This is a genomic window from Shewanella sp. A32 (assembly GCF_029167175.1).
Taxonomy (GTDB): Bacteria; Pseudomonadota; Gammaproteobacteria; order Enterobacterales; family Shewanellaceae; genus Shewanella; species Shewanella yunxiaonensis.
Genome location: NZ_JARFTS010000015.1, coordinates 46,610 through 72,984 on the forward strand (window position 1 = coordinate 46,610; position 26,375 = coordinate 72,984).

Genomic DNA, 26,375 nt, shown 5'->3' on the forward strand with positions numbered 1-26,375 from the left:
TCCCAGATATTTGCAACTATCAGTTAGCCTAATGCTTGCAAGACGGCATAGCGACAACGATATAAGCAATATTAAATGGTTCAGATATGCGGTACTGAGATTTTTGGCGTATGACGCATGACCAATCTTACAAAGGACTTACAAAGGATTTTCAGAAGCTATTTCCGCATGAGGCGCAACGCAGTTAAAGCCTGTGGATTTTCCCTACAGATACCCTGATATCTTTAGGGACTCAATATCACTAGTCTAGCCAAACAACAATGCATTGACGCCACCCGCGGCTAACCACATAGCCAGCATGTAACGCCAGTTTTGCCGCAAAATAGTGCGACTGCTGGCGTTATAGCGGCTCACCATGGACAAGCCCACCCCTGACAGCGGACTTACGGCAGTGGCAGTACCCCAGACGGAGAGATAGAGGAAAGCCAGCTGATTCATGTTGCTCACCAACGGCAGCAGCAATGGCGCCACCAGCGACACACTGACCACCGGATGCACCCCGATGAGTGCCGCTAAAATCATAATGGCACTGATACCCCAGAATAATGTCGGGGTCAGATGCGTGGCGGAAAAACTAAATAGTTCAGGATAACAAGTGATAATCGCTGCCACTCCGGTGGAGAAGACCCCTGCAGCGAGGAACAACGAGAACTGACTAGCGACACCCGCCAGACGCTGTTCTACATAATTGACTAACACTTGGCGGCGAGGTCTGCCGCGTAAAAACAGCACAGCTCCCACCGGCGCCACAACGCTGATGATCGTCAGAATATTGATCTGTTCGTACAAACTGTGCAGCGTCAATACCACCACAGCCAATAATCCGGGGATCACCAGGCTGTCGCGTTTCAAGGGATAACCCCGAAAGGTCTGCAGATTGCCACGGCTGGCTTCGAAGTATGTGAGTGCAAACATCAGACCCGCCATAATCACCCCAGGCAGAAACGTAGAGGTCCACTGCGCACCTGGGGCATAAGTCATCGCGACCCCAAAGGCGACAAAGAATGGTGACCAATAAGCGCCAGCACAGAAGCCACGCATCAATACGCGGATCTGCTCATCGGTCAACGGACTCTTGCGTACCAAACGATCACCGACAACAAAGATAATCGACAAGTTAATCGCTGCGCCCAATAGATGACAGGACAGAATCGTCGACCAAAAACCCTTGTTGCCCGTCGGCTGTGATTGATCTTCCTGCTCAGGATTGGTCAGCGCCAGAAAGGACACGGCGACAAACATCGACAACAACGGCAGGTTGCGGGTAGTAGCATTAAAAATATCCAGGCCAACCCCATGCGCCAAGCCCCAGATCAGCATCGCCACTCCGGCAATAAACAAAATAGCAGACTGCTTACGCGCAGAGCGGCTCAGCACATTCCAGCAATAGCCAATCGCCAACCAAGCCGCCAGTGCCGGTAGATAAGGAGGCCAACCTAAAGCCAGTACCAACAGATACAAACCCCAGGTAGCCAATATGAGCCAGCCAGCCAATTGACTATGGGATAAATGAGATGACAGCGATGACATGAACCTTCCTGAAACCCGGACTGCGCTGGCCTGGCCCCGCTACCAGTCCAAAAACGCGGGAATTGGCCCATTGTAACAGGTTTACCCCAGTGAATAATGGGCATCAGCGCAACAATTATGACCTTCTCGCGATTGGTAGAGCACAATCTTTGGTAGCAACAATGGGTGTTATGCGTTATTGCAGTTTCGCTAAAAATCGCGTTTTGCATGCGGCTGGACTTGTGTATTTTCAGATGACCTCACGCCAAATTTTCCGACGTAAAAACCTATAACCATCGAATAACTAGCACACAATCGCTCATTTACAATTTTTTTATTGTATTAAAACGCTATTTTGTTAAGAATACGGATGATAACGATTATCATTAATATTTAAAAGGGAGTAATTAATGACTCGTCTAGTCCCAACCTCTATCTCAGTGGCAAGCGCACTCACTATTGCGCTGTGTGCATCTATGGCCACTGCGGCAGAAGATCATACAGAAAATCAAAGTGTAATTGATCAAACAACGAGTAGCACAACCAGCAGTGACAGTGACAATGAAAACAACAAGCATCACGGCCACAAGGGCAAAAAGCATCAAAAAGATGCTAAGCAGAAAATTGAAAAAATCACCGTCATTGGCACTGCAGAACAGCAGATAAAGCAATCACTGGGTGTATCAATTATCACTGCGGATGACCTGGAACGCCGACCTCCGGCCAACGATTTGTCCGAACTGATCCGCAAAATGCCCGGAGTTAACCTCACCGGTAATAGTGCCTCGGGGCAATATGGTAACAACCGCCAAATCGATTTGCGTGGTATGGGGCCAGAAAATACGCTGATCCTTGTCGACGGTAAGCCTGTGTCATCGCGCAGTTCCGTGCGCATGGGCAAGTCAGGAGAGCGTAACAGTCGCGGCGACTCCAATTGGGTGCCAGCGGAAGCGGTCGAAAGCATTGAAGTCCTGCGTGGCCCAGCGGCGGCTCGCTACGGTTCCGGCGCATCGGGAGGCGTAGTGAACATCATCACCAAAGCGCCCACAAAAACCTGGAAGGGATCGGTTAATCTTTATACCAGCCAGCCCGAAGATGACCTTGAGGGCAGCAGTGAGCGCGCTGGATTCAATCTCTCCGGTGGCGTAACCGACAATCTGTCATTTCGGACTTACGGCAATATCAATAAAACTGATGCCGACAGCCCGCTGTTAAACGCCAAATACGCCACCAGCGATACCGCCACCGCCCCCGCGGGCCGAGAAGGTGTACGCAATAAAGATATCAGCGGCTTACTCCGCTGGGATGCCAACAAACAACAAGTTGTTGAATTTGAGGCATCGTATAGCCGTCAGGGCAATATCTACTCCGGTGACCGTGCGGTAAATAGCAATGGCTCCACAACCTTGACCGACCTTGCGAATGAAGGGGCTGAAACTAATGTTATGTATCGCAGTAGCGGTGCGATTAGCCATCGCGGTAGCTGGGATTGGGGTGATACCAACCTCAGCATCTCATACGAAAATACCCGCAACTACCGAATGAATGAAGGTTTAGTTGGCGGCGTCGAAGGCAGCATTAACGACAGTGGCTGGTCCACCTCAACTTATGAAACCTTACTGTTAACTGGAAGCGCGAGTGTGCCGTTTAAACGATGGCACCGTGCCTACAACACTACCGTTGGGTTCGAAATCGGTCAGGATAAGTTAGATGACCCTTATTCTACATCGCAAACTACCTCCGGAGGCGGCAGCATCGAGGGGATCAGCGATAGCGATCGGGATGGCAAGTCTGAAGCAAAATACCAGGCGCTTTATGCTGAAGATAACATTGAATTGACCCATAAATGGATGCTGACGGCGGGGCTGCGATTAGATCACTATGATCAGTTTGGCAATAACTGGAGCCCTTATCTCAGTAGTGCTTACGAGCTAACTGACGACCTGACACTCCGAGTTGGCATTGCCAAGGCATTTAAGGCACCCAATCTGTATCAATCTAATCCCAATTATCTGTACTACACCCGTGGCACTGGCTGCCCGAACGATTATCCGAGTCAAGGTAGCGGCTGCTACATCTTAGGTAATGATAATCTGGCACAGGAAACCAGCATCAATAAAGAGTTGGGACTGCAATACCAGTATGTAGGCTGGAATGTCAGTGTCACCTATTTTCGTAATGATTATGACAACAAAATTGTTTCCGGAATGGTGCCTTATGGTGAGACAGAATCCGGCGCATATCTATTGCAGTGGACCAATGCCTCCAAGGCCATTGTGGAAGGGGTGGAAGGAAACCTGAAAGTACCGCTAATTGGGGAACATGGTGCAACCCTGAGCTGGAATACCAATGTGACATATATGAATAAAAACCGGAATGAAGATACCGGTCAACCACTGTCTGTCATCCCGCGCTACACCATTAACTCCATGCTCGACTGGGAAGCGACGGATGATCTGACGTTGTCATTCACCTGGACGCGCTACGGAAAGCAAAAGCCACAAACGATTACCTTCACCGGAGCAGCCGCTGAAGGCGACTATCTGCGAGAGCGAGACCCATACAGCTTGCTCAGTTTGGGAGGCAACTATCGCCTTAACGATTCATGGCGCTTTGGCTTTGGTATCAATAACCTGACTGACCGCCGTCTATTCCGAGAATCGACCGGGGCATCAGAGGGGGCGAATACCTACAACGAACCGGGGCGGGCTTACTATGCCTCGGCGACATATTCCTTTTAATTTGTAGCAGTGAATTAGCACTTGATGCTGACCGCACTCCGTGGAGTGCGGTTTGCTGAACGTAGAAAATTTCTAATAAATTTTTAATTAATTACGAGAAGATGCCATGTCCACATCCGCCACATCTCATCAAGGAAGCATTGACCGGACTCCTTGGCTGAACATTAGTTTACGCTGCTTGCTTGCAGGCCCAGGCGGCTATGCCGTTGCCAGTATTATTGGCATGTTGATAGCAAAAACCTTCCCCATGACCAGTGCTGACGCCACGATGAGCGCTTTGATGCTTGGATTTATTGTGCAGCTATTAGCCGTCATTTATGCGTTCCAGGCCCGCACCATCATGCGTGCCACACTCGGTCTGGCAGTTCCGTCTGCCATTGCCGGTTTAATGTTGTGGTTATTACCGGTTGGAGGTGTAGCATGAACTTCGATCAACCACGTAGTCTTCGTAAATCAATGACTTGGGTGCATACCTGGACCGGCTTATTGATGGGCTGGCTACTGTTTGCGATTTTTGTCACAGGTACCTTGTCTTTTTATCGGCAAGAGCTCACCAACTGGATGCAGCCAGAAATCCAGCAGGCCTCAATTCATGATAATGGCTTAGGGCTGCAACGGGCGTTGACACTGTTACAGCAACAGGCCCCAGCTGCAGAGCAGTGGAATATCGAACTACCGACCCCGCGTAACCCTATCTATACCCTGCGCTGGCGTAATCCAGGTGAAGCACAAGATGGTCACAGCCATGATGGTGGTGGCGGTAAAAATGCTAAACAAACCGCTGACAACGCTGCAACAGCCCCAGGCACCAATAACCAGGACCATTCGCAGTTCACCCATCATCAGCGGCAAAAGGCCGATGCTGACGCTGCGTCTGCGAGGATAAAACCGGAAGGTTCCGCTTGGCACAATAGGCCGGAGCGCCGCGACAGCGATGCGGAACAACCTCGACCTTCGAGTGACAATTACTGGCAACACGCTGAAAAAAATCACGATACCGAAACTGATAGCAACATGCAGCAGCCAAATGCTGAGCACAGCGCTTTTCGCAGCAACAATCTAAACACAGCGGCGTTTACTGAGCGAGAAAACACCGCAAGGGCTACGAACCGCCAGGCTGAGGGAAACCGCGTGGCTAGTGAGCAACAACGACATCAGGCCAATGGGGCTAGAGGTATGCACCAGCTGCTGATGGATCCTGCGACGGGCAACCAACTCCATGCTCGGGAAACTGCCGGCGGCAACTTTCTCTATCAATTCCATTATCAACTTTACGGCATGCCACGGGGCCTTGGCCGCACTATTGTAGGTATTGCCACACTGTTTATGTTTGTGGCCATCATCACTGGAGTCATTATTCATCGTAATATCTTCAAAGACTTTTTCTCATTTAGACCCGCTAAAGGCCAGCGTTCCTGGTTCGATGGTCATGCTGCCAGCAGTGTTGCAGCGCTGCCATTTCACCTGATCTTCACGTTCTCAGGATTATTGTTGGTAGCGGGGCAATTGCTACCGATGGTGGCAGGTGCCAACTATGACGGTGATATCGGCAGTTTTATGCGTGACATTCGCGGAAAACGACCCGATGCCGGATTTGTGGCACCTGCCGCTCAAGCACCGTTGCCGAATCTAAGTGAAATCCTCGCCGATGCGCGCAATCGCAGTCCGGAAGGGATCAGCAGTGTCACCATTAATAATCCTGGGAAAGTCGATGTAAATGTTGCGGTGACAACCTTGAAGGGTGAGCTGTTTGGTGGTCGCAGCAGCCTGCAGACGCTGAACTATAATGGCATCTCCGGCGAGTTGTTGACCGGGACGTCGCAGTCCCACTCCAATACAGCGTTCATCTGGCGCTTTATGACGGCAACACACATGGGATTATTTGCCAATCCGTTAGTGCGGGGCTTGTTGTTTTTAAGCGGTGTTTTAGGTTGTCTGATGATAGCCTCTGGCTTAGCCATGTGGCTGGTAGCAAGGGAAAAAACTCAACAACAATTGGGTTATTTACCCACAGGCCATCGACTGGTGCAAAGGCTCAATGTCGCCGCAGTCGCTGGCTTAATACTCGCACTCGGCGGGTATTTTTGGGCCAATCGGCTAGTGCCCGCGGCAATGGATGGCCGTCAACAACTGGAGATCTATAGCTTTTTTGGTGTGTGGCTACTGGCATTCATCCACGCGGTTATTCGCCCCTATGGTGCAGCCTGGAAAGAACAGCTATGGCTGGCGGGCGTGTTATTGGCAGCAATGCCAGTGCTAAACGGCATCAGCGGTGGAGCCTTTATATGGCAGAGCATCTCTCGGGGGCAATATGCCGTTGCAGGCGTCGACCTTACGACATTGGGGCTTGGCATAGCACTATGCTATACCGCCAGTAAAATCCGCAGCCGTGCAATCGCTACGACAGATGAAAAAGATGCGCCGCTAACCCCCCATAACCAAGGAGTCTAAGATGTGGTTACTGTCATTTATGCTGGCATTACTGGGTTTTAATTTGCTCTGCATCTGTACCGGCCGTAACGCCTCAAAAGTGATTGGTCAAAGTCTGCCTAAGGGGCATACACGTCTGCTGACAGCTGGTGGCTGGGGTTTACTGTTGATTTCGCTGTGGCTGGGTCTGCAGCAAGGCGAGCCCACACTCGCATTTGTGGGCTGGGTTGTTACGCTCACCGCCGCATTAGCGACGGTGATTTTATTGCTGACTTATCGTCCCCAGATATTGGGTTTGGTAGTGTTGTCACTCAAGCATTAACTAATCACAACGATGACTCATGGACGCACATCATTGCTGCAATTGTCCATGAGTCAACCAAGTTTTATGGCACGCTGCGGTAGCCGTTATGTTGTTTTGCTCCACTGCGAGTTCCCAGCTATCGGGTCGCTAATCGAGGCACCGTTGTTAGCATTTTACTAGGCTTTTGGGGCCAACATCTGCTCTGGCCGTACAGCTTGATTAAACGCCTCTTTGCTCAGGAATCCCAGTTGTGCCGCTGCTTGCTGCAAGCTGATATTGTCTGCCAAGGCTTTCTTGGCTACCTGCGCCGCTTTGTCATAACCGATAACCGGATTCAGCGCCGTTACCAGCATCAGACTATGATTGAGGTTATGCGCTAATTGCGCTTGGTTTGGCACTATTCCGACTAAACAGTGTTGCTGAAAGCTCGCCAGCGCGTCGGTCAGTAACTGTATGCTTTGCAGCACATTGTGGATGATGAGCGGCTTAAATACATTAAGCTGCAGATGCCCCTGCATGCCACCAGCGGTCACGGCGGCATCATTGCCGATTACCTGACAACATACCATCGACAGCGCTTCACACTGAGTTGGATTGACTTTCCCCGGCATGATGCTGGAGCCTGGCTCATTGGAAGGTAACCATAATTCATTAAGACCGCAGCGCGGACCGCTACCGAGCAGGCGGATATCATTAGCCAGTTTCATCGCGGCCACTGAAGTGGTTTTCAGCGCACCAGAGAGCTGAACCAGCGGTTCATGTGCCGCAAGTCCAAAAAATTTATTGTCCATTTCTCGTAGCGGCAACGCCAAGTTATCGCTGGCGTACTGCACCACTAACGCTGGAAACTGTGGATGGGTATTTAACCCGGTGCCGACCGCAGTGCCGCCGATGGGTAATGCCAACGTACCGTTAAGCGCTTGCTTAAGAACTGTTCTGGCAAACTGCAATTGTGCGGCAAACGCAGCAAACTCCTGCCCCAAGGTTAGCGGTGTTGCATCTTGCAAATGCGTGCGGCCAATTTTTATCAGCGACTGCCAGTCCGCGGCTTTTTGCTGAAGTTCCGCGATAATGTTGTCCATCACCGGCATTAACTGATGTGCCAACGCATCACTCGCGGCCAAATGCATGGCGGTAGGAAAGGTGTCATTACTGCTCTGGCCTTTGTTGACATGATCGTTAGGATGCACCGGCACTTTGCCGCCGCGCTGGCCAGTCAGAAGTTCATTGGCGCGCGCCGCCAACACTTCATTCAAGTTCATATTGGTCTGAGTACCACTGCCGGTCTGCCATACCACCAGCGGAAACTCTTGTGGCAGTTTCCCGGCAATGACTTCATCTGCCGCGGCAACGATCGCGTCGGCGAGCTCAGGCGTCAGCAGTGTCAGCTGCCGATTCGCCAATGCGGCACTTTTTTTCAAAATGGCGTAAGCGCGGATAAAAACTGGTGGAAAACTAAAGCGCTGGCCGCCACCAATGCCGAAGTTCTCAATGCTGCGTTGCGTCTGAGCGCCCCAATAATGCGCTGCTGGCACTGAGACTTTACCCATGCTGTCACTCTCTTCGCGCTGCGCCGCTGCGGCTGTTCTGCTGTTAGCTGTCATCGCTACCTCCTTGGTTATCTGCTGGCATGTTGAAAAGCTCATAAGTGACTTCACAAATACTCAAGTGCCACCTTAAAACAGTATAGAAAACGTCTGGTTACATAGTTTTCACCAGTAACCCAACTGTAACGAATATAAATACCAGTATGATACAGACCACAACATTCAGTGATTTGGGAAAAGGACTTCAGATGAAAAAGCTGTTATTTGCAATGTTGGTGGTCATCCTAGCCGGGGCTGCTGTGGTTGCCCCCAAAGTAATAGGCAACAATTACCAACAACAACTCCACAATATTGTTAATGAAATCAACAAGAATCCAGCCTACAAACTGGCGATTATCAGTACTGACAAACGTTGGTTCAGTCAGGACAGTGAATTACAATTACAGTTAGTGCTCGGGACCTACGGTCATACCCAGTTACCACAATTAACCACCGACATTCATGTGCATAGCAAATTTGGCCCGCTGTTGTTTGTCGAGAGTGCCTTCATCGGCTGGTCATATTCCGAGGTACAGATCAGTGCTGGCAAATTACGGCAATGGCTGCAATGGGATGAAACAAGTCCGTTGTACCAAATGACGTTAGTCAACACTTTAGGCAATACCGTCTCGATCAAAGAAACGGTGCCGGCACTAACGTTTCATCTTCCTGATTCTGACGCAGTTATCAACTTTAGTGGCTACCAGTCACACGCGAGTTGTCAGGCAGACCATCTGCGCTATCAAGGAAAAGTTGCCAAGGTAGTCGTGTCCTCAACACAAGAGGCGGCGTTGAATGGTACGGCGAATGAGCTATTGGTGAATGCCAATTTACAAGGAGATCTTGCGACCTTGATAAGCAGGCGCTTTTACAATGGCAAATTCAGCATGACTCTGGCAAGCATTACCAGTATTCCGGCGACCTTAAAGGCGCTGGAACTGACTGCGGTAACAAAAGTAGATGAACAGAATGATACTGGCGATACCACGGTAAAATATGCGTTGGGCGAAATCACCCTACCCGATTACAAAGCGTCAGATCTGCAATTAACCCTGGAAGTGAATCATATCAGTCAGGCAGTTATGCAGGAATATCAAGAATTTGCTCATGAGCTGTTTAGTCAAGACTATTCAGAGAAAGAACAGGCCAATCAGTTACTCCTGTTTATAGCGCAAAAGGCTCCCGAATTATTGGCAAAACAACCCGAAATCAATATCACCGATATCAGTGGTCGGTTACCCGAAGGTAAATTCTCCGGCGTACTGAAAAGTACAGTGGAAGATGTCGCAAATGTCACTTTCCAGGATTTAACTCATCAGCAGTTCTGGCTGAAACATCTGAAAGCAGACTCTCAGGTGTCGATGGATGAAGGCGTTGCTAAAGAATTTTCGAAATGGGTCCTGACTGAGCAACTCGCTAAAAATCCGAGCGTCATGGCCGCCTCTGCCGCAGAACGTCAGCAGTTCCTAGACGAAAAATCTGCGCAAATACTGCAACAACTCGCAGCTGCGGGCTTTATCGTAAAACAGGGAAATGGATACGGTAGTCAAGTATCACTGCAGCAAGGGATCGCGAATATTAATGGCAAATCGCTGCCATTAGTACCGTAGTCACTAGAAAAAAATCCCTGCTTCGGCAGGGATTTTTTTCTACACCGTTAAAAGCTGAATGCCAGATTGACGCCGACAAAACGCCCACCTTCAGCTTCATTTTTTACCACAGGTGCTAGCAGGTATTTATCTGTCACCAGACTACCTAACATTGCACCGACAGCAAATGCAGACGCATCCAGCAACGCTTCGCCGGCCGTATTGTCACCCACGGAATATTCACGAAACTCGGCTAAGGTGCTGACGGCGGTCGGCAACCAGAACCCGTTCCAACGGCGGTTTTGTTGTGGCAAATAATAGTGGCTCAGGGCAGTGATTGCGCCGGATGAGAGCACCCCACCCGAAAAATGCCCTAGTTCGCTGTTGAGACTATTATTGCCGTTAGCATACGCGCCGCCGGAGTTCAGACCAGAACTCAGCAGTAAAACTGCTGTGAATAATATCCTTTTCAACTCATTCTCCTTAGATACACCTTTATGACCATCCTGGTCAGTTAACCCACATAGGATGCGTTAATTTTAGCTCATTCGATGATGGCGGATAAAAAAATCCCCGCACTAAGACGGGGATTTTATTTGAATTTTTGGTTATTCCTGAGCTTTATAACGTTCAGCCAGGGCATTGGCGGCAATCATCGCCTGATAGACATCGTCCTCACTGAGTTTCATGGTCATATTGCCCATGGTGTCACCTTCGGCGCAGGCAATTTTGGCCACATTACGCCACTCGGCTTCAACGAAGGTTTTCAGCCCCATATCGGCCAGGGTCAGCGGTAAACCTGCCACCTTAATGATACGGATCACTTCATCAATTTCTGCTTTAGGTGCATTTTCCAACACCAGCTGAGTTAACAGACCAAATACCACTTTCTCGCCATGCTGAGCACGGTGCAGATCGGGGACTGCAGACATACCGTTATTGACTGCGTGAGCGCATGCCAGGCCACCCGCTTCCGCCCCGACACCACTCAGATAAATAGTGGCTTCAATGGTCTGTTCCAACGCTGGCGTGACAATCTTGTTCCTGACAGCATCCATGGCGGCTTCAACGTTTTCGCTCAGCAGCTCAAAACATAATTTGGCCAGACCCAAGCCGGTACGTGACGGCTTTTTCAACACCAAATTCACGCCGTCAGCGGCATAACAGGTACGGGCTTCAAAGTACGTGGCCAACGCATCGCCAACACCCGCCGCAAAGAAGCGAGCCGGAGCCGCACACAGAATGGAAGTATCGGCAATCACCGCATCAGGATTCTGTGGCAGGAACAGGTAACGTTCGAATTCGCCAGATTCCGTGTAGATTACCGCCAGCGCGGTACAAGGCGCATCGGTGGATGCGATTGTCGGATAAAGTACCACTGGCAGTTTATGGTAGTATGCAACAGATTTAGCGGAGTCCAGGGTTTTACCGCCACCCACGCCCACAATCACGTTAGCACGTTGCTGTTCTGCCAAAGCACCGAGACGTTTGATCTCAGCTTCACTACATTCGTAATTAAATTTTTCGACAGCCGATTTAATGCCGGCGTCGGTCAAACTGCTGACCGCCTCATCTTTTACTCGATTCAGAATGAATTCATCGCTGATGATAAAAGCGTTATCACCGAAATCCTTAACATAGTCCTGCATTTGGCCAAGCAGACCTTTGCCGATGATAAACTTTTTAGGTGAGGTTACAGTGCGCGGGGTAATGGTCATATCTCCTCCGAGAGTCTAAATGTTGCGTCCCTTTATTTTGTGACACACATCATACTCTCATAAATTAATATCAGCTTAAATTTTAGCTAATTAAGCACAAAATAATTGTGGCAAAGTAACTTGCCGCCTGTGGCTTTACTCGCGTTAACCGCTTGTCTCAACTAGCATTAATGGCAGGAAGTGTTGCGGAGATTGGGCGATGACGGAAATTAAACAGCGATCGGTACTGATTACTGGCGGAGCTTCCGGGATTGGATTATTGATGGCCCAACACTTCGCCAAAGAAGGCGCCGCTAAAGTGGTCTTATGGGACATCAACGCCAAGGCATTGCAACAAGCCATGAGTTCATTGCGACACCACTTTGGGCAGGAACGGATCTGTGGTTGGCAAGTGGATATCAGCCAGTCAGCGCAGATGCGCGAAGCCCTGCAACAGATGCATGTCGCGGGTATCACGATTGATATCTTGGTCAACAATGCTGGCATCATTGTCGGCAAACAGTTTACTGACTATTCCGACGCCGAGATTGAACGCACTATGGCGGTCAACGCGATTGCGCCGATGCAACTGTGCCGGGCACTGCTGCCGCAGATGCGTACTGCAGGTAGCGGACATATCGTCAATATCGCATCGGCCGCAGCACTGGTGTCGAATCCTGGCATGTCGGTCTACTGTGCCAGTAAGTGGGCGGCGGTGGGCTGGTCTGATTCACTCAGGCTGGAAATGATGCAGCAGCATACCGGGATAAAAGTGACCACGGTGATGCCCTATTACATCAATACCGGCATGTTTGCCGGGGTGCAGTCCCGGCTATTACCGATCCTCAAACCCGATAAAGTCGCCAAACGCATCGTCAAGGCGATTCAGCGCGACAAGATTATCTTGAAGATGCCGCGCTTGCTGTATCTGTTGCCGCTGTTACAGGGACTGTTACCCCAACGCTGGTTTGACAAGGTAGTTGGCGATTGGCTGGGGATTTACCACACCATGGACACGTTCCGTGGACGTCAGCCCTGATAGGGTTTAGCTGCCACCCAGCGCGAAGGCATGTTTAATGCCGTCGATAACCATGCCGGTGCCGATCACCGCTACAATCAGCCCCATCAGGCGGGTGATCACCCCCAGCGCCGACCGGCCAATATAGCGGATAAAACGTTCGCCGAAGATAAACACCAGATAGGTGATACCACACAGCAGTGCAAACGCCAGAATGATAAAGCTGATGTTGGTGAGTCCACCGTCCGCCGACAAGTTCATTGCAGTCGTAATGGTGCCAGGCCCCGCCAGCATCGGCATCGCCAACGGGAAAGTGGCCGGATCATCTTCATTGGTTTCACTTGCCAACGACGCATCCAGACTATGAGGATGGTGCATACGGGATTGTTTACCCTGCAACATATTGATGCCAATCAGAAAGACCAAACAGCCGCCGGTAATTCTAAAGGCATCCATATTCAGCCCGAATAAGCCGAAAATCATTTTGCCCGCTACCGCAAATGCCAGCACGATGATAAATGCCTGGATCACCGCCCGGCGAGCAATGGCCACCCGGTGCAGCGAACTCATGCCTTCGGTGAGCCCCAGAAACACGGGCGTATTGGCAATCGGGTTCATAATGGCGAAAAAGGCCATAAACGCTGTGGCAAAATGCAGAAATAACGCTTCCATCTGTGGTCAATATCCTTAACGGCCAGAGTTGCTATGGTAGCAAGCCGTCCACAGCTTTTCAGCCGTTGTCACCACAAAAAATCCAGACCTCAGACACCGCTTCAACAAACGAGGCCGAACAGGCTGTCATTACCCCGCAACGCCATGGCTAGCCATGTTTTTGTAGTTCAGTGCGTGTTAATCTACCGCCTTGTAATAACCACAAATCAAGGTGCGCCGCAGTGCACGCCGCGTTAGCGCATGGGGGTTAAGGGTGTATTCCGAGCAGTTGATGATGTTGCTGGCAGTACTGGAACGGGCAGCATTGATGTTGATGGCGTTGTTTATGCTCACCCGCAGCCGGCGCTTCCAGCAGATTTTTCAGAAAAAAGATCGTCACCCCTGGGAACTGGCGCTGGTATCGCTGTTATTTGTTTTTTTTGCCGTATTCAGTACCTATACCGGCATTCATGTGGAAGGCTCGCTGGTTAACGTCCGCATTATCGCCGTTATCTCTGGTGGCCTGTTGTTTGGTCCGGCGGTGGGCATTCCCGCGGGCATTATCTCGGGTATTCATCGGTATCTGATCGACATCGATGGCCCGACGTCGATCCCCTGCCTGATTACCAGTGTCACCGCGGGTTTGCTGTCAACCTGGATGTATTTCCGCTGCAAACGCGAACGTTTGTGGTTGTGGGGCATTATTGGCGGCATGCTGTGTGAAGGCTTGACCATGCTGCTGATCGTGACACTGGCACCGCAAACACAGCTCGGTTGGAATATTGTCAGTGTCATCGCCTTCCCGATGATCTTCGGCACCATCTGTATCGGATTGATTGTGCAACTGGTGCAAAATCTCGACGATGAAAAAGAACGCATCGCCGGGCAGCACGCTAAGTTAGCGCTGGATATTGCTAACCGCACCCTGCCCTTTTTCCGCGAAAACAACCGCCAAGGGCTGCGCAATGTCTGTCGCATTATCCGCGAACATATCGACGCCGATGCGGTTGCCATTACCGATACCGACAACGTGCTGGCCTATGTGGGTCATGCCGAAGCCGACTACTGGCGCCACTATCATGGCATGAGCGAGGTCACCCGTAAGGCGGTAAGCAGTGGGCGCATTATCATTAACAACGGTATCGACTACGCCGATTTTCACTCCTTGATGATTGTCCCCTTAACCGAAAATAATAAAGTCACCGGCACGCTGAAGATCTATTACTGTCACGAAGGCCGCATCACCGATTCCCTGAAAGAGATGGCGATTGGCTTATCACACGTGATTTCCACGCAAATTGAAGCCGCCCGCAGCGATCAGCTCAAGCAGATGGCCGCCAAGGCTGAGTTTTCGGCACTGCAGAACAAGATCAATCCACATTTTCTGTTCAACAGCCTCAATGCCATTTCTTCCCTGATCCGCTTGCGACCTGACGAGGCCCGACAGCTGATTTCCAATCTGGCGGATTTTCTGCGCTATAACCTTAAACGCAACGAAGATCTGATCGATATTCAGGAAGAGCTGGAGCAGGTCCGCGACTACGTCGCTATTGAAAAAGCCCGTTTCGGCAAAAAGCTGACGGTAACCTTTGATGTAGATGATGTGCACCTCAAAGTGCCCGGGCTGTTACTGCAACCCTTGGTGGAAAATGCCATTTTGCACGGCATTCAGCCGGTACGCGGTAATGGTGAAGTGACCATTTCAGTAAAACAACAGGCTGGGCAAGTGCTCATTTGCGTGCGCGACACGGGTAAAGGTATCGATGCGGCGATCATCGACGGCCTGTATAACGATAAAGTGCCGAGTGACCATATCGGGCTGATGAATGTGCATGAACGGGTTAAACTGATGTATGGCCATGGGCTGACAATCCGTCGCTGCGACCCCGGAACCGAAGTCTCTTTTAGCATTACTCAGCAACAGTGAAGTCAATATGAAAGCGATTATTGTGGAAGATGAACCGCTGGCGATGGAAGAGCTGCTGTATATCATTCAGAAACACAGTCAACTGCAAGTGGTCGCCACCTTTGAGGATGGCCTGGATGCGTTCAAGTACCTGCAACAACAGCAGGTGGATGTGGCATTTCTCGATATCAATGTGCCGTCGATTGATGGCATGTTACTGGCGCGCAATATCCACCAATTTGCCAAAAAGCCCTATATCGTATTTACCACGGCACATAAGGACTTTGCCGCTGAAGCGTTCGAGATTGAAGCCTTTGATTATATTTTGAAACCCTTTAATGAAAGCCGTATTCAAGGCGTATTGCAAAAATTAGAAGCCACCACTGAAGCGGCCACGGCACCACCGGCAACCACCGCAATATCACGTAGCAACACCGTGAATCTATACAAGGGTGAACGTATCTGTGTCACCGATACCAGTACTATCTATTATGTCGAAGCGGCAGAGAAACAAACCAAGGTATTTACTGCCGATGATGAGTTTCTGGTGCCGATGACCATCAGTGAGTTTATTGAAAAGCTGCCACCAGAGCAGTTTTTCCGCTGTCATCGCTCTTACTGCATCAATCTGACAAAAGTGCAGGAGATCACCCCCTGGTACAACAGCACTTATCTGGTAAAACTGCAGGGCATTGAAGAACAACTACCGGTAAGTCGCAGCCGAATTCGTGAATTTCGCGAATTGATGGGATTATAACTCGCAAAAAAATGCCCCATGCAGCATGGGGCTAAGAGTGGTGCCTTAGAGTGAATCAAATGACTTACGCCAATTGCGGCTCACGCACCGGTGTTTTAATCAGTAGTGACAACAACAAGGACAACGCTAACAATCCCATAATGACGGTAAAGGTGGCGCTAAAGCTGCCGAACATGGCAGCGACCATGGAACCACACAAACTGCCAATGCCGAATCCGAGATAAATCGCACCGTAGTTTTTAGTGAGATTATTCAGACCGAAGAAATCACTGACCAGCGATGGATAAACGGTGATAGTGCCGCCGAAACTGAATGCAATACAGCCGAGCGCCACATAGAAGTTCATCATATTCATTGGCGTAAATAACAGGATAGCCATGCCGGTCAGACTGGACAGCAATGCCAGTGATACCACCCGAATGCGTGGCATTTTGTCAGACAGCACCCCTAACACCAGCCGTCCCCCCAGGTTTGCCATGGCGATGATTGCCACCGCATTAGCCGCGATGGAGAACGTCAGACCGGCATATTGTTCGCCAATATCTTTGGCGACACCGATAACATACAGGCCACTCATACACACTGTCAGGAAGATCAACGCCAGCATCCAAAACTGTGGCCGCACAATCGCTTCCGCCAAAGTAAAGTCATTGGCATGGCGCTGACTGTCGACGGCCTGCTTAGGAGCGTCAGTCATTAACAAACCACCGATAACCACCATCACAGTGGCAATTGCCCCCCAATACAGGAAGGTATTATTCAGACCCGCATGTTGCAGCAATGACAAATTGATGTATTTAAACCCGAGACTGCCTAAACCATAAGCACCAATAGACAGCGCTGAAATCGTGCCCTTACGCTCCGGGAACCAACGCACACAGTTCGACAGCGTCAGCAGATAACCGGTACCGTCGGCAAACCCCAGCAAAAAGCCCGCACACAGGTATAACATGGCGACGCTGCTGGCATGTGCAGTAAGCAGTAGTCCAGCCCCCATCATCAGGCCAGCGGCGATAGTCACTTTAGTGACACCAAAACGTTCCTGCATTTTGCCGGAAATCGACGATGCCAACGCCAATGACAAGCTGAGAATACCGAATGAAAAAGCCACATTATCTACCGGTACATGGAGCTTATCCGCCAGTCCGGCATTAAACAAACTCCAGGTATAAACCGACCCCAGCGCAAACTGCGCAATAATGGTACCGATTAATGTCAGCATTCTGATACGGCTGACTGATGTCACATGCTCCTGCTGACGGGTATATCCTTCCAGGGAAATGGTTTGATTGACGCTCATAACATACACCTCGCAACCGGACGTTATCCGCTGAAATTTGCTGTTGATGAGGTCAATAAACGCCTTCGGCCAAGCCACCACAATAGCTACAGCTAAAGATAAAATGAGTCGCCACCATACCGGCATGAAATGCAATTTATCGGCATGAAGTGCAGTTCAGCAATCGCTTAAATAAAAGGCGACAGCTGTATATGCCTATCCTTCTGCTCGCGCGGTTCATTCTATATCTCGCCACAGAATGAACCGATGAAATATTTCACTTTCCCCATTTTCTTCCGCTACCACTGCGTTATGCTGATGCAGCACTCAGCGGGAGATGATATGCATCGCATTTTGTTGGTAGAGGATGAGCCGGAAATTGGCCAATTAATCAGTGGCTGGCTGGCACGGCATGACATGCAAGTATTGCTGGAGCCTCGTGGCGATATGGCGTTGCAACGGGTTGCCGCCGAAAAGCCGGATCTGGTGTTACTGGATATCATGTTACCGGGCATGGACGGGCTATCGCTTTGCCGCGAACTCCGCCAATGCTTCAACGGTCCAATCGTCATGCTGACGTCACTCGATAGCGACATGAATCAGGTACTGGCGCTGGAACTCGGAGCTAACGATTATATTCTTAAAACCACCCCCCCGAACGTCCTGGTAGCACGCCTGCGAGTACAACTGAGACAGCTGGCCGCCATCGCACCACAAGCTCCCAAAGCCACCCAACGGCTACAACTGGGCACGCTCATAATTGACTATAACAACCGTGATGTTCGGTTGCAGGGGCAAGCGATAGCGCTGTCCACCAGCGACTTTGACCTGTTATGGGAACTGGCAAGCCACAGCGGCCAGATCCTCAGTCGTGAGACGCTGTTCAAACAACTCAAAGGGCGCGAATATGATGGCATGGATCGCAGCATGGATGTCGCTATCTCCAGACTGCGACAAAAACTCGGTGATAATGCCGAGTTACCAACTCGCATCAAAACCATTCGCAATAAGGGTTACCTGTTAGTCGCAGACGAGTGGTCTTAACGCATGCGCCACCTGTTTACTCAATTCTACCTGCTGGTTATTGCCTGTTTTTTGGCGGCTGCGCTGCTGATGGGCGGCATTTACCAGTTCACTGCTGAGCGTACCGGCAATCGATATCTGGAAGGATTAGTGCAGGACTTTCTTGATCGCTTTACTCAGGAACTTGCCACCGTACCACAATCGCAATGGCCAGATAAAATCCACAATTTCAGCCAACGACTGCACCTTAGCCTGCATACGGCAACCCTGGACGAGCAGCCGCTATCCCGTGAAGATATTGCGTTTTTGCAAGCAGGGAATATTGCCATTGTTGAGGACGATGCCACGTTTCGCCAACGGATTCCCAACAGCAATATGGTGCTGATTATCGGGCCAGTACCTTACCTGTCGTTTCGTCAGGAACAACATTGGTTAATTCTGGGATTTATTATTGTGTTGGGGCTGTCGTTGGCGGTACCCATTCTGCTGTGGATGCGCCCGCACTGGCGCGACATGCGCCAACTGGAAGCCGCGGCAACCCGTTTGGGGAACGGCGAATTAGATGCCAGAGCCGCGCTGGACAATAGCAGCAGTCTGGCGACACTAGGCATGACCTTCGATCAGATGGCGCAACGGCTGCAGCAGTTGATCAGCGGCCGTAAACAACTGACAGATGCCATTGCTCACGAACTGCGCACGCCGCTGGTCCGTTTGCGTTATCGGCTGGAGCTACTTGAGCCTGCGCCAGCTGACAAGGATAAAGCGGCGCTGGAACATGATATTGAAGCGCTGGAATTTCTGATTGAAGAAATGCTGACTTACAGTCGACTAAATCAGCCGGAATTGCCGCTAAAACTGACCGAGGTTGAGTTGGGACAGTGGGCCCGCGAGCGCTTGGCCGACTGGCAGGCACAAGGGGCAAACCATCAGGTTATACTCAGTTGCCCGCAGACCCCACTCTTTTGGCGCGGTGATCTGCGATTACTCACGCGCGCCATGGATAATCTGGTCGGCAATGCGGTTCGTCACGGCCATCGCGAGGTACAGATAATCCTCACACAAGACTCACCTGAACAGTTCAGTCTTGCGGTACAGGACGACGGCCCCGGCGTCGCCGCCAAGGAAGCGGACCGCATTTTTGAACCATTTGTCAGGCTTGATGAAAGTCGTGATCGCCGCACTGGCGGTATCGGCCTCGGGCTGGCCATTGTGCGCAGTATTGTCCAATTGCATGGTGGCAAAGTCAGTTTGCAACCTAGTCAACAGGGTGCGCGATTTTGTATCCAGCTGCCTGTACATTTGGATACAAACCGTTACCAGAGCAACACAGATCCTGACCTTCGGCATACCTAATATAACTAGCAAAGGAGCACTGGGCTCCTGCATCAATCCGAGGTCTGAATCATGAATAAAATGTTGCCACTGGCTATTGCCGCTGTTTTTGCCCTGAATACTGCTGCTGTAATGGCTGCTGAACCCACTCCAGCCAGCGATGCTGCGCCAACTGCGGCTGCCACTGCACCGGCTAAACAAGCCAGCAAACCACAAGTTAAACAAGTGAAAAAACAGCATCACAAGAAAACTACCAAGAAAGTTGTGAAAAAGCAGACCAAGAAAGCAGAAAAGAAAGCGCCAGCAACTGAAGCTCAGGCTGCCGCTGCTAAAACCGCTAAATAACGCACTGATTAATGTGTAATCAAGCCCTGCTAATGCAGGGCTTTTTCAGTTTTAGGGGAAGATAAATATGGGTCGATCACCGCATTATATTGTTGATAGGCAGGATCGAGTTGCCGGATGAACGGATTGTCTAAGCTAATGATCTGCCGCCCCTGCAACTGAGTCATCGCGCTAGCAAAGTTACGTTCCCATAGCTTAACAAAGCTGCCGTCGCTATAAGCTTTCACTAAGCCACGGTATATTCGTTCCGCGTTGCGACGATTGCTTTTATCGGTAATAAAAAACCGGGGTAGCGGATAATACAGGGCCAGACAAGGCTCCACTCTCAGCACCTTGTGCGCGTGTATCACACTGTGCAACTCGACATCGATTTCATTCACGGCACGAAAAAACAGATCCGCACGCTGCTTGTGCAACATGCTAAACATATTTTCGTAACTGCTGATCGGCTGCACTGAAAAACCATTTTCTTGCAATATCCTAGTATCCAGCCAACCTATCCCCTGAACAATACTCAAGCGCTGCAAGGCGGCGCGCTCCACCTGGCAAAAACGGTGTTCCTGCTCATCATTCGCCGCCCGGATAAATGCCACCCGATACCCCTCCAGCCCTCGGGCTAATGGAAAGGGTACGGCGGTAAAGCGTTGCAATAAGTCGTCCGAAATTGAGGCTCGCACAAACATGTTACTAAACCGGCCTTGTTCCAACTCTCGAAGCAATCTGGCCTTATTCAGTCCTCGTCCGGCTTCCTGCATCTCGTAGGGGCCATAGTCATCGACCGTCTTGTCCAGAGCCAACTGTAGCAGCGCGTTAGTATAGGTTTTGCGACCATCTAATCGCCCTTCAGCCGCCTGATAGTAAAATATGGTGGCTTCTGCTGCCGCGGCTGCAGATCCCAGCATCAGCCACAGCAGGACTCCCGCCACCAGCTGCCGACCTAAACAAGTAACCACCCGGATTGACGGGGAAAATGACATATAGTTGCAAACCGAAAATTGAGATACCGCTTAAGTGTAAAGCCTAATTCACTGTTTTGGATAGCAATATGCTTAAAAAATCAACAAAAGTCATATGGTGACTACCGTTATCCGACACCGATGGCAACGCCGAATAAACCGAGTTAAGAGTGCATCATTGGGGACAAATTCATACTTACTGAGGTGCTCAGTCACCGCAATGGATAACGTCCGATCATAGCAACACCACTGCGTACAACATTGGGGCTAGCTGGGCGCCTAGCATCCTCCTGAAGTCAGATCTTGCAGCATGATCCATCTAACAAATACTGAGCCCGCCATCCCCCTATTTGTTTGTATTAGCGGAAGCGATGAATGGCTGAGGCTGATATTGCAGTGAGCTTAATCCTGTGAGCAATGAGTTGTGATGACAGCAAGAGATGATGTTTTAATCCGGAAATCCGCTCCAATGTTGCTTACATTGTATGGTTCGCTTGGTTATTGCGAGCATAAAGGGCATTGCAGAGTTTGGTCAGCGTCTAACTATCCGTAGTTTCCTTTTATAGCGGTATGGTGCTTTAAATTTTTGTGCTTAACCTAGCAAAACAGTCAACTTAATGGTGTCACAAATAAAGATGCATATATAATACATGTAATTTATTACACCGGAGTTCTGTTATGGCGTCAGATATTCAACTTAGCCGTCGCGTTGGCGATTTTGTGGCAGAAGATTTTCGTTATGCGCATGTATTCACTCATTTTGGCATCGATTTTTGTTGCGGCGGTGGTCGCATGTTGGATGCCGCCTGTACGCGTGCGAATGCCAATCCATCAGAAGTTCTGCAAGCATTACAACACGTTGGCGAAACCGGACAAAAGCAGGATCAGTTAACTCGGTTATCATTACCGGCATTGATCGACCATATTGAATCTACGCACCATCAATACATCAGGCGGACCGCACCGTTACTGCTGGAATACGCGAACAAAATGGTCCGCGCGCATGGTGAAAAATACACTGAAATTAAACCGATTGCAGGGTGGATCAAGGCACTGATTGCCGATCTGCTGCCACACCTTCAGAAAGAGGAGATGATACTGTTTCCGGCAATACGCGCCCTGAGCAACCACGAAGCTTATGAAAGCTGCTTTGGTACGCTGCAACACCCAGTCAATGCCATGGAATATGAACATGAGGAAGCCGGACAGATTTTAGAAAAACTACGCGGTCTGACGAATAATTATCAACCGCCAGCATATGCCTGCACTACCTGGAAAGTTTGCTACGCGACACTGGCTGAATTTGAGCAAGATCTCTTCAGTCATATTCATCTGGAAAATAATGTGCTGTTTCCAAAAGCGCTAAAACTGGAACCGTAATGAGTTTGCAGGTCCCGATTACGGGACCTGCAATAACAGCGCGAGGATGAGGTAACCGCCACACATCGCTATGGCACCGCCAGTAATGCGGATCAACCGACTATTTTTATCCAAAACTATCAATATCTTTCCCGATAGAATTCCAACTAACTGCAGCATTATGGTACTTATCATCAAGCCACCGAGATAAGTTACCGGGGCAGCGTCGGCAGGCATAGCCGCGCCGTGCTCATAACCGTGAAAAACCGCAAATACCCCAACCAATGCCATAGCAAACGAGATTGGCATATTGCGATTTAGCGCGATAACCACGCCCAGAGCCACCACACCCAAGGCCATAAACGAGTCACCGACGGGTAACGGCGCATTTAAGATGCCCGCAATACTCCCCAGACACATGAAAAACATGAAAGCGAGCGGGATCAAGCAGACGACGCGCTTTTCCAGCATGGTGCAAAGCATGCCGACACTGAATGCAGCCAGAATATGATCCATTCCCTGAAATGAATGTAGCAAACCCGACATAAAGCCACTCGTCGCAACCACGTCTTGGGCAGCGACAGGCAGGCTGATACCAAGCAACATCAAAGGCATCAGACGGGGATCAACAGCGGACAATCTCGACCTCAACAGAAGACAACGCAGATTATGTAACTCAATAATAAAGCATATGTTACATAAATGATAATAAAAATATGGCAACCATGCAGAACCAAGCTCGCAAAATTGCGCTCAACACAGTGAATGTTGAATTAACAACAAGGGGCGCAATTGCGCTAAAGACGCAATACTGCAATGCGGTAACAATGCGCCGGGGAGTTTACGGGCAGTTTGTCCATAACCCGGGTTTAACCAAATGGTCTGACACCCGGCCATACGAGCGCCTTTTACGTCAGTATCCGGATGGTCCCCCACATGCAGCAGCTCCGCTGGCGTCACATCGAGTTTTTCGGCAGCCATCATAAACAGATCTGGAAAAGGCTTCATCCGCACGCCATTGCCGGGATGCAACACAAAAGAGAAGACACCATCTAACCCAATCGCTTGTTCATCCACATTGCCATTCGTAATACCAACCAGCGGCCAGTATTCTGCTAACTCCCGCAACAAAGTCAGCACGGCAGCAGACACTTTGAAATCACTGCGTTGTCGATAAAAATAGTTGAGTCCATCAATAGCCCCCTGGTGCGCTACAGTGTCATCATAGCCAAGTCGCTTTAAGCCACGGTGCAACACCGCTTGGCGCGTTGCAGAAGTATCATGGATCAGTTGCGGTTGCTGCGATAGCACCTGCAGTTTCAGGTTACGCCAATCCCCTTGAGACCAGGCAGCGGTTGCCGGATACTGTTGCTGTAACCAGCGCAGTAATTGAACTTCTGCCGCAGCAATGATGGGTTTGTTATTGTAGAGGGTATCATCAAGATCAAAACTGATAGCGCGAAAAGGCGACAGACGAAGAAAGCTATGCATGCTTAATCCCGCTGCTTATCTTTTTTAGCGTGCGGATGAGCACTGTCATATACCTTAGCAAGGTGCTGAAAATCCAGACTGGTATAGATTTGTGTGGTTGCCAGATTAGCATGCCCCAACAGCTCCTGTACTGCGCGCAGATCGCCGCTGGATTCCAGCATATGGGTCGCAAACGAATGTCGCAGCTTATGAGGATGTACTCGGCCATTAATCACTTGCTGTTGCCCCCAGTAAGCTAAGCGCGCCTGGATCCCGCGGTGGGATAGACGCTGTCCTTTGCCTGTCACAAACAGCGCCGGCTCCTGGCAAGGCAATTGACGACGATAACTTAACCACACATTGATGGCATTGACTGCAATGGACCCCACCGGCAGTAACCGTTCTTTACTGCCCTTCCCCAAAACTCTGACCTGAGCCTGCTTCAGGTCCATGTCTTGCAGATCCAACGCCGCCAGTTCAGCCAAACGCAAACCACTGGAATAAAACAGTTCCATCATGGCTTTATCGCGAGCAGTAATAGCGTCAGTGACCTCAATATCCAGCAAGTGACTGACACTGTCGGTGTCCAGATTCTTAGGTAATGGTTTAGCTTGTTTGGGCGCAGATAACTGTTTCGCTGGATTGCTGTGAATAACCCCTTCACGCAGCAGGAACGTAAAAAACTGCTTTTGGGCTGAAAGGCTCAACGACAAGCTGCGAGGACTCAATCCTTGCCGATGCAGTTTTGCCAACACGCCTTGCAACTGCTGGTAATGAATCTCTTCCCAACGACTGACGTCTGGCAATAACTCACCCACTCGCAGTAATTCACTGAGATAGTTACGTACGGTATACGGGGATAACTGCCGCTCTGCGCTCAGGAACCGCTCAAATTGCGATAACCAGTGTGATTCAGTCAGCGCCGTCATGATTACAGCTTAGGTAGCAAATGATCCAGTAACTGCCTGACCTGCTCCAACAGCATGCTGTCCATCTCTGGGTGAAAATGGGTCACGTCTTCGCTGGCAATCGCAAAAATTACCTGACCGTTATCTTCTGACAACCGTGCAAGCGAAACGGAGCCAACTTCCGTACCAAACAAACGATGAGATTCCTGACGTGTAAGACGACCAAAATAGTAACCTTTTTTCAGTCGTTTATGCCAAATGGTGGAAAGCTCAGAATCGATATCATGTACGGTGATCAGCCGCACATGACTGAAATGAAACTCACTTTTCAGTTCAGCCGTCAGCACTTGGCGCAACTCACCGATATCTTCACAGTCCAGCAATTTACGACACAGTTGGGTATTAAACCGATAGATCCGCTCATTGCGCGTGGCCATCGACATCAGCGTGGTAATCTCTTCTTCCAGCTGATTGACCCGATGACGCAGGATCTCCTGACGTTTTTCTACCAGCGAAATCGTGCCTTTTTCGCCATGAGGCAGCACCATAGCCAGCAGCAGCTCCGGAAAACGGGTGAAGAAATCAGGATTATCCAGTAAATACTCGCGGATAATCTGTTCATCAAACGGCGCATCCATACGCTCGGTCACTTCGGTTTCAGTTGCCACTGTTTCGGTCATAATTGTATTTGTCCGTCGTACACGTGTTCTGCCGGTCCTGTCATCCATAAAGGTTTACCTTCACCTTCCCAGTTGATGGTTAAACTGCCACCAGGAAGGTCGACCCGTACTACCTGATTTAATTTACCTTGCAGTTGCCCCACAGCAGCGGCAGCACAGGCGCCACTACCACAAGCCAGTGTCTCCGCCGCACCGCGTTCATACACCCGCAGTTTAATATGGCCTTCGTTGACAATCTGCATAAAGCCTACATTCACCCCTTTGGGAAAACGTTCATGGTTGGTCAGCATTGCACCCAATTGTGGCACATCAGTCGTGCTGACATCATCCACCTCAATCACACAGTGGGGATTCCCCATCGAGATGGCACCACACAGAAACGTCTGACTTTCTGTCTGTAAAAGATAGGTCTTTTCAGCTTTTTTGGCCTTAAAAGGAATGCGACCGGGATCGGTAACCGGCACCCCCATATTCACCGTCACGTTACCATCACGTTCCAGTCTCAGGGTCATTTTGCCCGCGGAGGTGCTCACCTTAATCTTTTGCTTAATGGTCAGGCCTTTATTGCGCACAAATCGCGCGAAACAGCGAGCGCCATTACCGCACTGCTCCACTTCAGAGCCGTCGGCGTTAAAAATACGGTAGTGGAAATCTAAATCCGGATCATACGGCGGTTCAACCAGCAACAGTTGGTCAAACCCGACCCCGAAATTCCGGTCAGACAATCGCCGGATCTGCTCAGGCGAAAAGAATACGTTCTGGGTCACAGCATCAACGACCATAAAGTCATTGCCCAAACCGTGCATTTTAGTGAACTGAATCAATCTTGCTCCTC

General features: G+C 50.1%; 24 protein-coding genes. 12 read left to right on the top strand and 12 right to left on the bottom strand.

Features of this window, described 5'->3' with window-relative positions; all coding sequences use genetic code 11:
• Nucleotides 1-246: 246 nt before the first annotated feature.
• Nucleotides 247-1,530 (bottom strand): hypothetical protein, encoded by a 1,284-nt coding sequence (locus PY479_RS11825; protein ID WP_212595243.1) that lies wholly within the window; start codon nucleotides 1,528-1,530, stop codon nucleotides 247-249.
• 389 nt (nucleotides 1,531-1,919) lie between these two features.
• Between PY479_RS11825 and PY479_RS11830 the strand changes: the two genes are divergently transcribed.
• The 4 genes from PY479_RS11830 to PY479_RS11845 all read left to right on the top strand — a co-directional run bounded on the left by PY479_RS11830 (nucleotide 1,920) and on the right by PY479_RS11845 (nucleotide 7,002).
• Nucleotides 1,920-4,250: a FepA family TonB-dependent siderophore receptor gene (locus tag PY479_RS11830; protein ID WP_275483888.1), complete on the top strand. Its 2,331-nt coding sequence runs from the start codon at nucleotides 1,920-1,922 to the stop codon at nucleotides 4,248-4,250.
• Nucleotides 4,251-4,356: 106 nt separating this feature from the next.
• Nucleotides 4,357-4,674, top strand: a complete 318-nt coding sequence (locus PY479_RS11835) for a hypothetical protein (protein ID WP_275483889.1) — start codon at nucleotides 4,357-4,359, stop codon at nucleotides 4,672-4,674.
• Nucleotides 4,671-6,701 (top strand): PepSY-associated TM helix domain-containing protein, encoded by a 2,031-nt coding sequence (locus PY479_RS11840; protein WP_275483890.1) that lies wholly within the window; start codon nucleotides 4,671-4,673, stop codon nucleotides 6,699-6,701. The genes PY479_RS11835 and PY479_RS11840 overlap by 4 nt, the downstream gene beginning before the upstream one ends.
• 1 nt (nucleotide 6,702) lies before the next feature.
• Nucleotides 6,703-7,002: a DUF3325 domain-containing protein gene (locus PY479_RS11845; protein WP_275483891.1), complete on the top strand. Its 300-nt coding sequence runs from the start codon at nucleotides 6,703-6,705 to the stop codon at nucleotides 7,000-7,002.
• Nucleotides 7,003-7,160: 158 nt separating this feature from the next.
• On the opposite strand, the gene fumC is transcribed toward PY479_RS11845, so the two are convergent.
• A complete protein-coding gene (fumC, locus tag PY479_RS11850) occupies nucleotides 7,161-8,588 on the bottom strand; it encodes a class II fumarate hydratase (RefSeq protein ID WP_275483892.1) in 1,428 nt (475 codons plus the stop codon).
• Between the two features lie 191 nt (nucleotides 8,589-8,779).
• Between fumC and PY479_RS11855 the strand changes: the two genes are divergently transcribed.
• Nucleotides 8,780-10,180 (top strand): DUF945 family protein, encoded by a 1,401-nt coding sequence (locus tag PY479_RS11855; protein WP_275483893.1) that lies wholly within the window; start codon nucleotides 8,780-8,782, stop codon nucleotides 10,178-10,180.
• A 47-nt stretch (nucleotides 10,181-10,227) separates the two neighbouring features.
• On the opposite strand, the gene PY479_RS11860 is transcribed toward PY479_RS11855, so the two are convergent.
• Together PY479_RS11860 and PY479_RS11865 are read right to left on the bottom strand one after the other, a co-directional pair.
• Entirely contained in the window at nucleotides 10,228-10,632 is a 405-nt protein-coding gene (locus tag PY479_RS11860) for a hypothetical protein (protein WP_212595236.1), read from the bottom strand.
• A gap of 135 nt (nucleotides 10,633-10,767) precedes the next feature.
• The gene (locus PY479_RS11865) at nucleotides 10,768-11,877 is read right to left on the bottom strand and encodes a glycerol dehydrogenase (protein WP_275483894.1); all 1,110 of its coding nucleotides are present in this window, start codon (nucleotides 11,875-11,877) and stop codon (nucleotides 10,768-10,770) included.
• Nucleotides 11,878-12,076: 199 nt separating this feature from the next.
• On the opposite strand from PY479_RS11865, the gene PY479_RS11870 reads away from it, so the two are divergent.
• The gene (locus tag PY479_RS11870; RefSeq protein WP_212595234.1) at nucleotides 12,077-12,895 is read left to right on the top strand and encodes an SDR family oxidoreductase; all 819 of its coding nucleotides are present in this window, start codon (nucleotides 12,077-12,079) and stop codon (nucleotides 12,893-12,895) included.
• 6 nt (nucleotides 12,896-12,901) lie between these two features.
• Here the strand turns inward: PY479_RS11870 and PY479_RS11875 are convergent, their stop codons facing one another.
• Complete coding sequence (locus PY479_RS11875; RefSeq protein WP_275483895.1) at nucleotides 12,902-13,546, bottom strand: MarC family protein; 645 nt, start codon at nucleotides 13,544-13,546, stop codon at nucleotides 12,902-12,904.
• Nucleotides 13,547-13,799: 253 nt separating this feature from the next.
• Between PY479_RS11875 and PY479_RS11880 the strand changes: the two genes are divergently transcribed.
• Entirely contained in the window at nucleotides 13,800-15,452 is a 1,653-nt protein-coding gene (locus PY479_RS11880) for a sensor histidine kinase (RefSeq protein WP_275483896.1), read from the top strand.
• Nucleotides 15,453-15,459: 7 nt separating this feature from the next.
• The gene (locus PY479_RS11885; RefSeq protein ID WP_212595232.1) at nucleotides 15,460-16,188 is read left to right on the top strand and encodes a LytTR family DNA-binding domain-containing protein; all 729 of its coding nucleotides are present in this window, start codon (nucleotides 15,460-15,462) and stop codon (nucleotides 16,186-16,188) included.
• 64 nt (nucleotides 16,189-16,252) lie between these two features.
• Here PY479_RS11885 and PY479_RS11890 read toward each other — a convergent pair whose 3' ends face one another.
• On the bottom strand, nucleotides 16,253-17,410 hold the full coding sequence (locus tag PY479_RS11890) for an MFS transporter (RefSeq protein ID WP_275483908.1): 1,158 nt from the start codon (nucleotides 17,408-17,410) through the stop codon (nucleotides 16,253-16,255).
• A 324-nt stretch (nucleotides 17,411-17,734) separates the two neighbouring features.
• On the opposite strand from PY479_RS11890, the gene rstA reads away from it, so the two are divergent.
• The 3 genes from rstA to PY479_RS11905 are packed head-to-tail and all read left to right on the top strand — an operon-like array spanning nucleotide 17,735 to nucleotide 20,167.
• Complete coding sequence (gene rstA, locus PY479_RS11895) at nucleotides 17,735-18,511, top strand: two-component system response regulator RstA (protein WP_275483897.1); 777 nt, start codon at nucleotides 17,735-17,737, stop codon at nucleotides 18,509-18,511.
• A 3-nt stretch (nucleotides 18,512-18,514) separates the two neighbouring features.
• Complete coding sequence (rstB, locus tag PY479_RS11900) at nucleotides 18,515-19,843, top strand: two-component system sensor histidine kinase RstB (protein WP_275483898.1); 1,329 nt, start codon at nucleotides 18,515-18,517, stop codon at nucleotides 19,841-19,843.
• Nucleotides 19,844-19,894: 51 nt separating this feature from the next.
• Nucleotides 19,895-20,167 carry a hypothetical protein gene (locus tag PY479_RS11905; RefSeq protein ID WP_212595228.1) on the top strand — a complete coding sequence of 91 codons (273 nt, stop codon included), beginning with the start codon at nucleotides 19,895-19,897 and terminating at the stop codon, nucleotides 20,165-20,167.
• Nucleotides 20,168-20,196: 29 nt separating this feature from the next.
• On the opposite strand, the gene PY479_RS11910 is transcribed toward PY479_RS11905, so the two are convergent.
• Nucleotides 20,197-21,144 (bottom strand): hypothetical protein, encoded by a 948-nt coding sequence (locus tag PY479_RS11910; RefSeq protein WP_275483899.1) that lies wholly within the window; start codon nucleotides 21,142-21,144, stop codon nucleotides 20,197-20,199.
• A gap of 657 nt (nucleotides 21,145-21,801) precedes the next feature.
• Between PY479_RS11910 and ric the strand changes: the two genes are divergently transcribed.
• On the top strand, nucleotides 21,802-22,503 hold the full coding sequence (gene ric, locus PY479_RS11915) for an iron-sulfur cluster repair di-iron protein (protein ID WP_275483900.1): 702 nt from the start codon (nucleotides 21,802-21,804) through the stop codon (nucleotides 22,501-22,503).
• 18 nt (nucleotides 22,504-22,521) lie between these two features.
• Here the strand turns inward: ric and PY479_RS11920 are convergent, their stop codons facing one another.
• The 5 genes from PY479_RS11920 to dapF form a co-directional block, all read right to left on the bottom strand.
• Complete coding sequence (locus PY479_RS11920; protein ID WP_212595225.1) at nucleotides 22,522-23,121, bottom strand: HupE/UreJ family protein; 600 nt, start codon at nucleotides 23,119-23,121, stop codon at nucleotides 22,522-22,524.
• Between the two features lie 114 nt (nucleotides 23,122-23,235).
• The gene (locus PY479_RS11925; RefSeq protein WP_275483901.1) at nucleotides 23,236-23,973 is read right to left on the bottom strand and encodes an HAD-IA family hydrolase; all 738 of its coding nucleotides are present in this window, start codon (nucleotides 23,971-23,973) and stop codon (nucleotides 23,236-23,238) included.
• A gap of 2 nt (nucleotides 23,974-23,975) precedes the next feature.
• Nucleotides 23,976-24,881 carry a tyrosine recombinase XerC gene (xerC, locus tag PY479_RS11930; protein ID WP_275483902.1) on the bottom strand — a complete coding sequence of 302 codons (906 nt, stop codon included), beginning with the start codon at nucleotides 24,879-24,881 and terminating at the stop codon, nucleotides 23,976-23,978.
• Nucleotides 24,882-24,883: 2 nt separating this feature from the next.
• Complete coding sequence (locus PY479_RS11935; RefSeq protein ID WP_212595222.1) at nucleotides 24,884-25,540, bottom strand: DUF484 family protein; 657 nt, start codon at nucleotides 25,538-25,540, stop codon at nucleotides 24,884-24,886.
• A complete protein-coding gene (dapF, locus tag PY479_RS11940) occupies nucleotides 25,537-26,364 on the bottom strand; it encodes a diaminopimelate epimerase (RefSeq protein ID WP_212595221.1) in 828 nt (275 codons plus the stop codon). Before dapF ends, PY479_RS11935 begins: the two co-directional genes overlap by 4 nt.
• Between the last annotated feature and the right edge of the window lie 11 nt (nucleotides 26,365-26,375).

What these genes read in the sequence shown, in the direction of transcription:
- PY479_RS11825 (WP_212595243.1), bottom strand. Translation starts at nt 1,530, where the DNA reads ATGTCATCGCTGTCATCTCATTTATCCCATAGTCAATTGGCTGGCTGG.
- PY479_RS11830 (WP_275483888.1), top strand. Translation starts at nt 1,920, where the DNA reads ATGACTCGTCTAGTCCCAACCTCTATCTCAGTGGCAAGCGCACTCACT.
- PY479_RS11835 (WP_275483889.1), top strand. Translation starts at nt 4,357, where the DNA reads ATGTCCACATCCGCCACATCTCATCAAGGAAGCATTGACCGGACTCCT.
- PY479_RS11840 (WP_275483890.1), top strand. Translation starts at nt 4,671, where the DNA reads ATGAACTTCGATCAACCACGTAGTCTTCGTAAATCAATGACTTGGGTG.
- PY479_RS11845 (WP_275483891.1), top strand. Translation starts at nt 6,703, where the DNA reads ATGTGGTTACTGTCATTTATGCTGGCATTACTGGGTTTTAATTTGCTC.
- fumC (WP_275483892.1), bottom strand. Translation starts at nt 8,588, where the DNA reads ATGACAGCTAACAGCAGAACAGCCGCAGCGGCGCAGCGCGAAGAGAGT.
- PY479_RS11855 (WP_275483893.1), top strand. Translation starts at nt 8,780, where the DNA reads ATGAAAAAGCTGTTATTTGCAATGTTGGTGGTCATCCTAGCCGGGGCT.
- PY479_RS11865 (WP_275483894.1), bottom strand. Translation starts at nt 11,877, where the DNA reads ATGACCATTACCCCGCGCACTGTAACCTCACCTAAAAAGTTTATCATC.
- PY479_RS11870 (WP_212595234.1), top strand. Translation starts at nt 12,077, where the DNA reads ATGACGGAAATTAAACAGCGATCGGTACTGATTACTGGCGGAGCTTCC.
- PY479_RS11875 (WP_275483895.1), bottom strand. Translation starts at nt 13,546, where the DNA reads ATGGAAGCGTTATTTCTGCATTTTGCCACAGCGTTTATGGCCTTTTTC.
- PY479_RS11885 (WP_212595232.1), top strand. Translation starts at nt 15,460, where the DNA reads ATGAAAGCGATTATTGTGGAAGATGAACCGCTGGCGATGGAAGAGCTG.
- PY479_RS11890 (WP_275483908.1), bottom strand. Translation starts at nt 17,410, where the DNA reads ATGCTGACATTAATCGGTACCATTATTGCGCAGTTTGCGCTGGGGTCG.
- rstA (WP_275483897.1), top strand. Translation starts at nt 17,735, where the DNA reads ATGAAATATTTCACTTTCCCCATTTTCTTCCGCTACCACTGCGTTATG.
- rstB (WP_275483898.1), top strand. Translation starts at nt 18,515, where the DNA reads ATGCGCCACCTGTTTACTCAATTCTACCTGCTGGTTATTGCCTGTTTT.
- PY479_RS11905 (WP_212595228.1), top strand. Translation starts at nt 19,895, where the DNA reads ATGAATAAAATGTTGCCACTGGCTATTGCCGCTGTTTTTGCCCTGAAT.
- PY479_RS11910 (WP_275483899.1), bottom strand. Translation starts at nt 21,144, where the DNA reads ATGTCATTTTCCCCGTCAATCCGGGTGGTTACTTGTTTAGGTCGGCAG.
- ric (WP_275483900.1), top strand. Translation starts at nt 21,802, where the DNA reads ATGGCGTCAGATATTCAACTTAGCCGTCGCGTTGGCGATTTTGTGGCA.
- PY479_RS11925 (WP_275483901.1), bottom strand. Translation starts at nt 23,973, where the DNA reads ATGCATAGCTTTCTTCGTCTGTCGCCTTTTCGCGCTATCAGTTTTGAT.
- xerC (WP_275483902.1), bottom strand. Translation starts at nt 24,881, where the DNA reads ATGACGGCGCTGACTGAATCACACTGGTTATCGCAATTTGAGCGGTTC.
- PY479_RS11935 (WP_212595222.1), bottom strand. Translation starts at nt 25,540, where the DNA reads ATGACCGAAACAGTGGCAACTGAAACCGAAGTGACCGAGCGTATGGAT.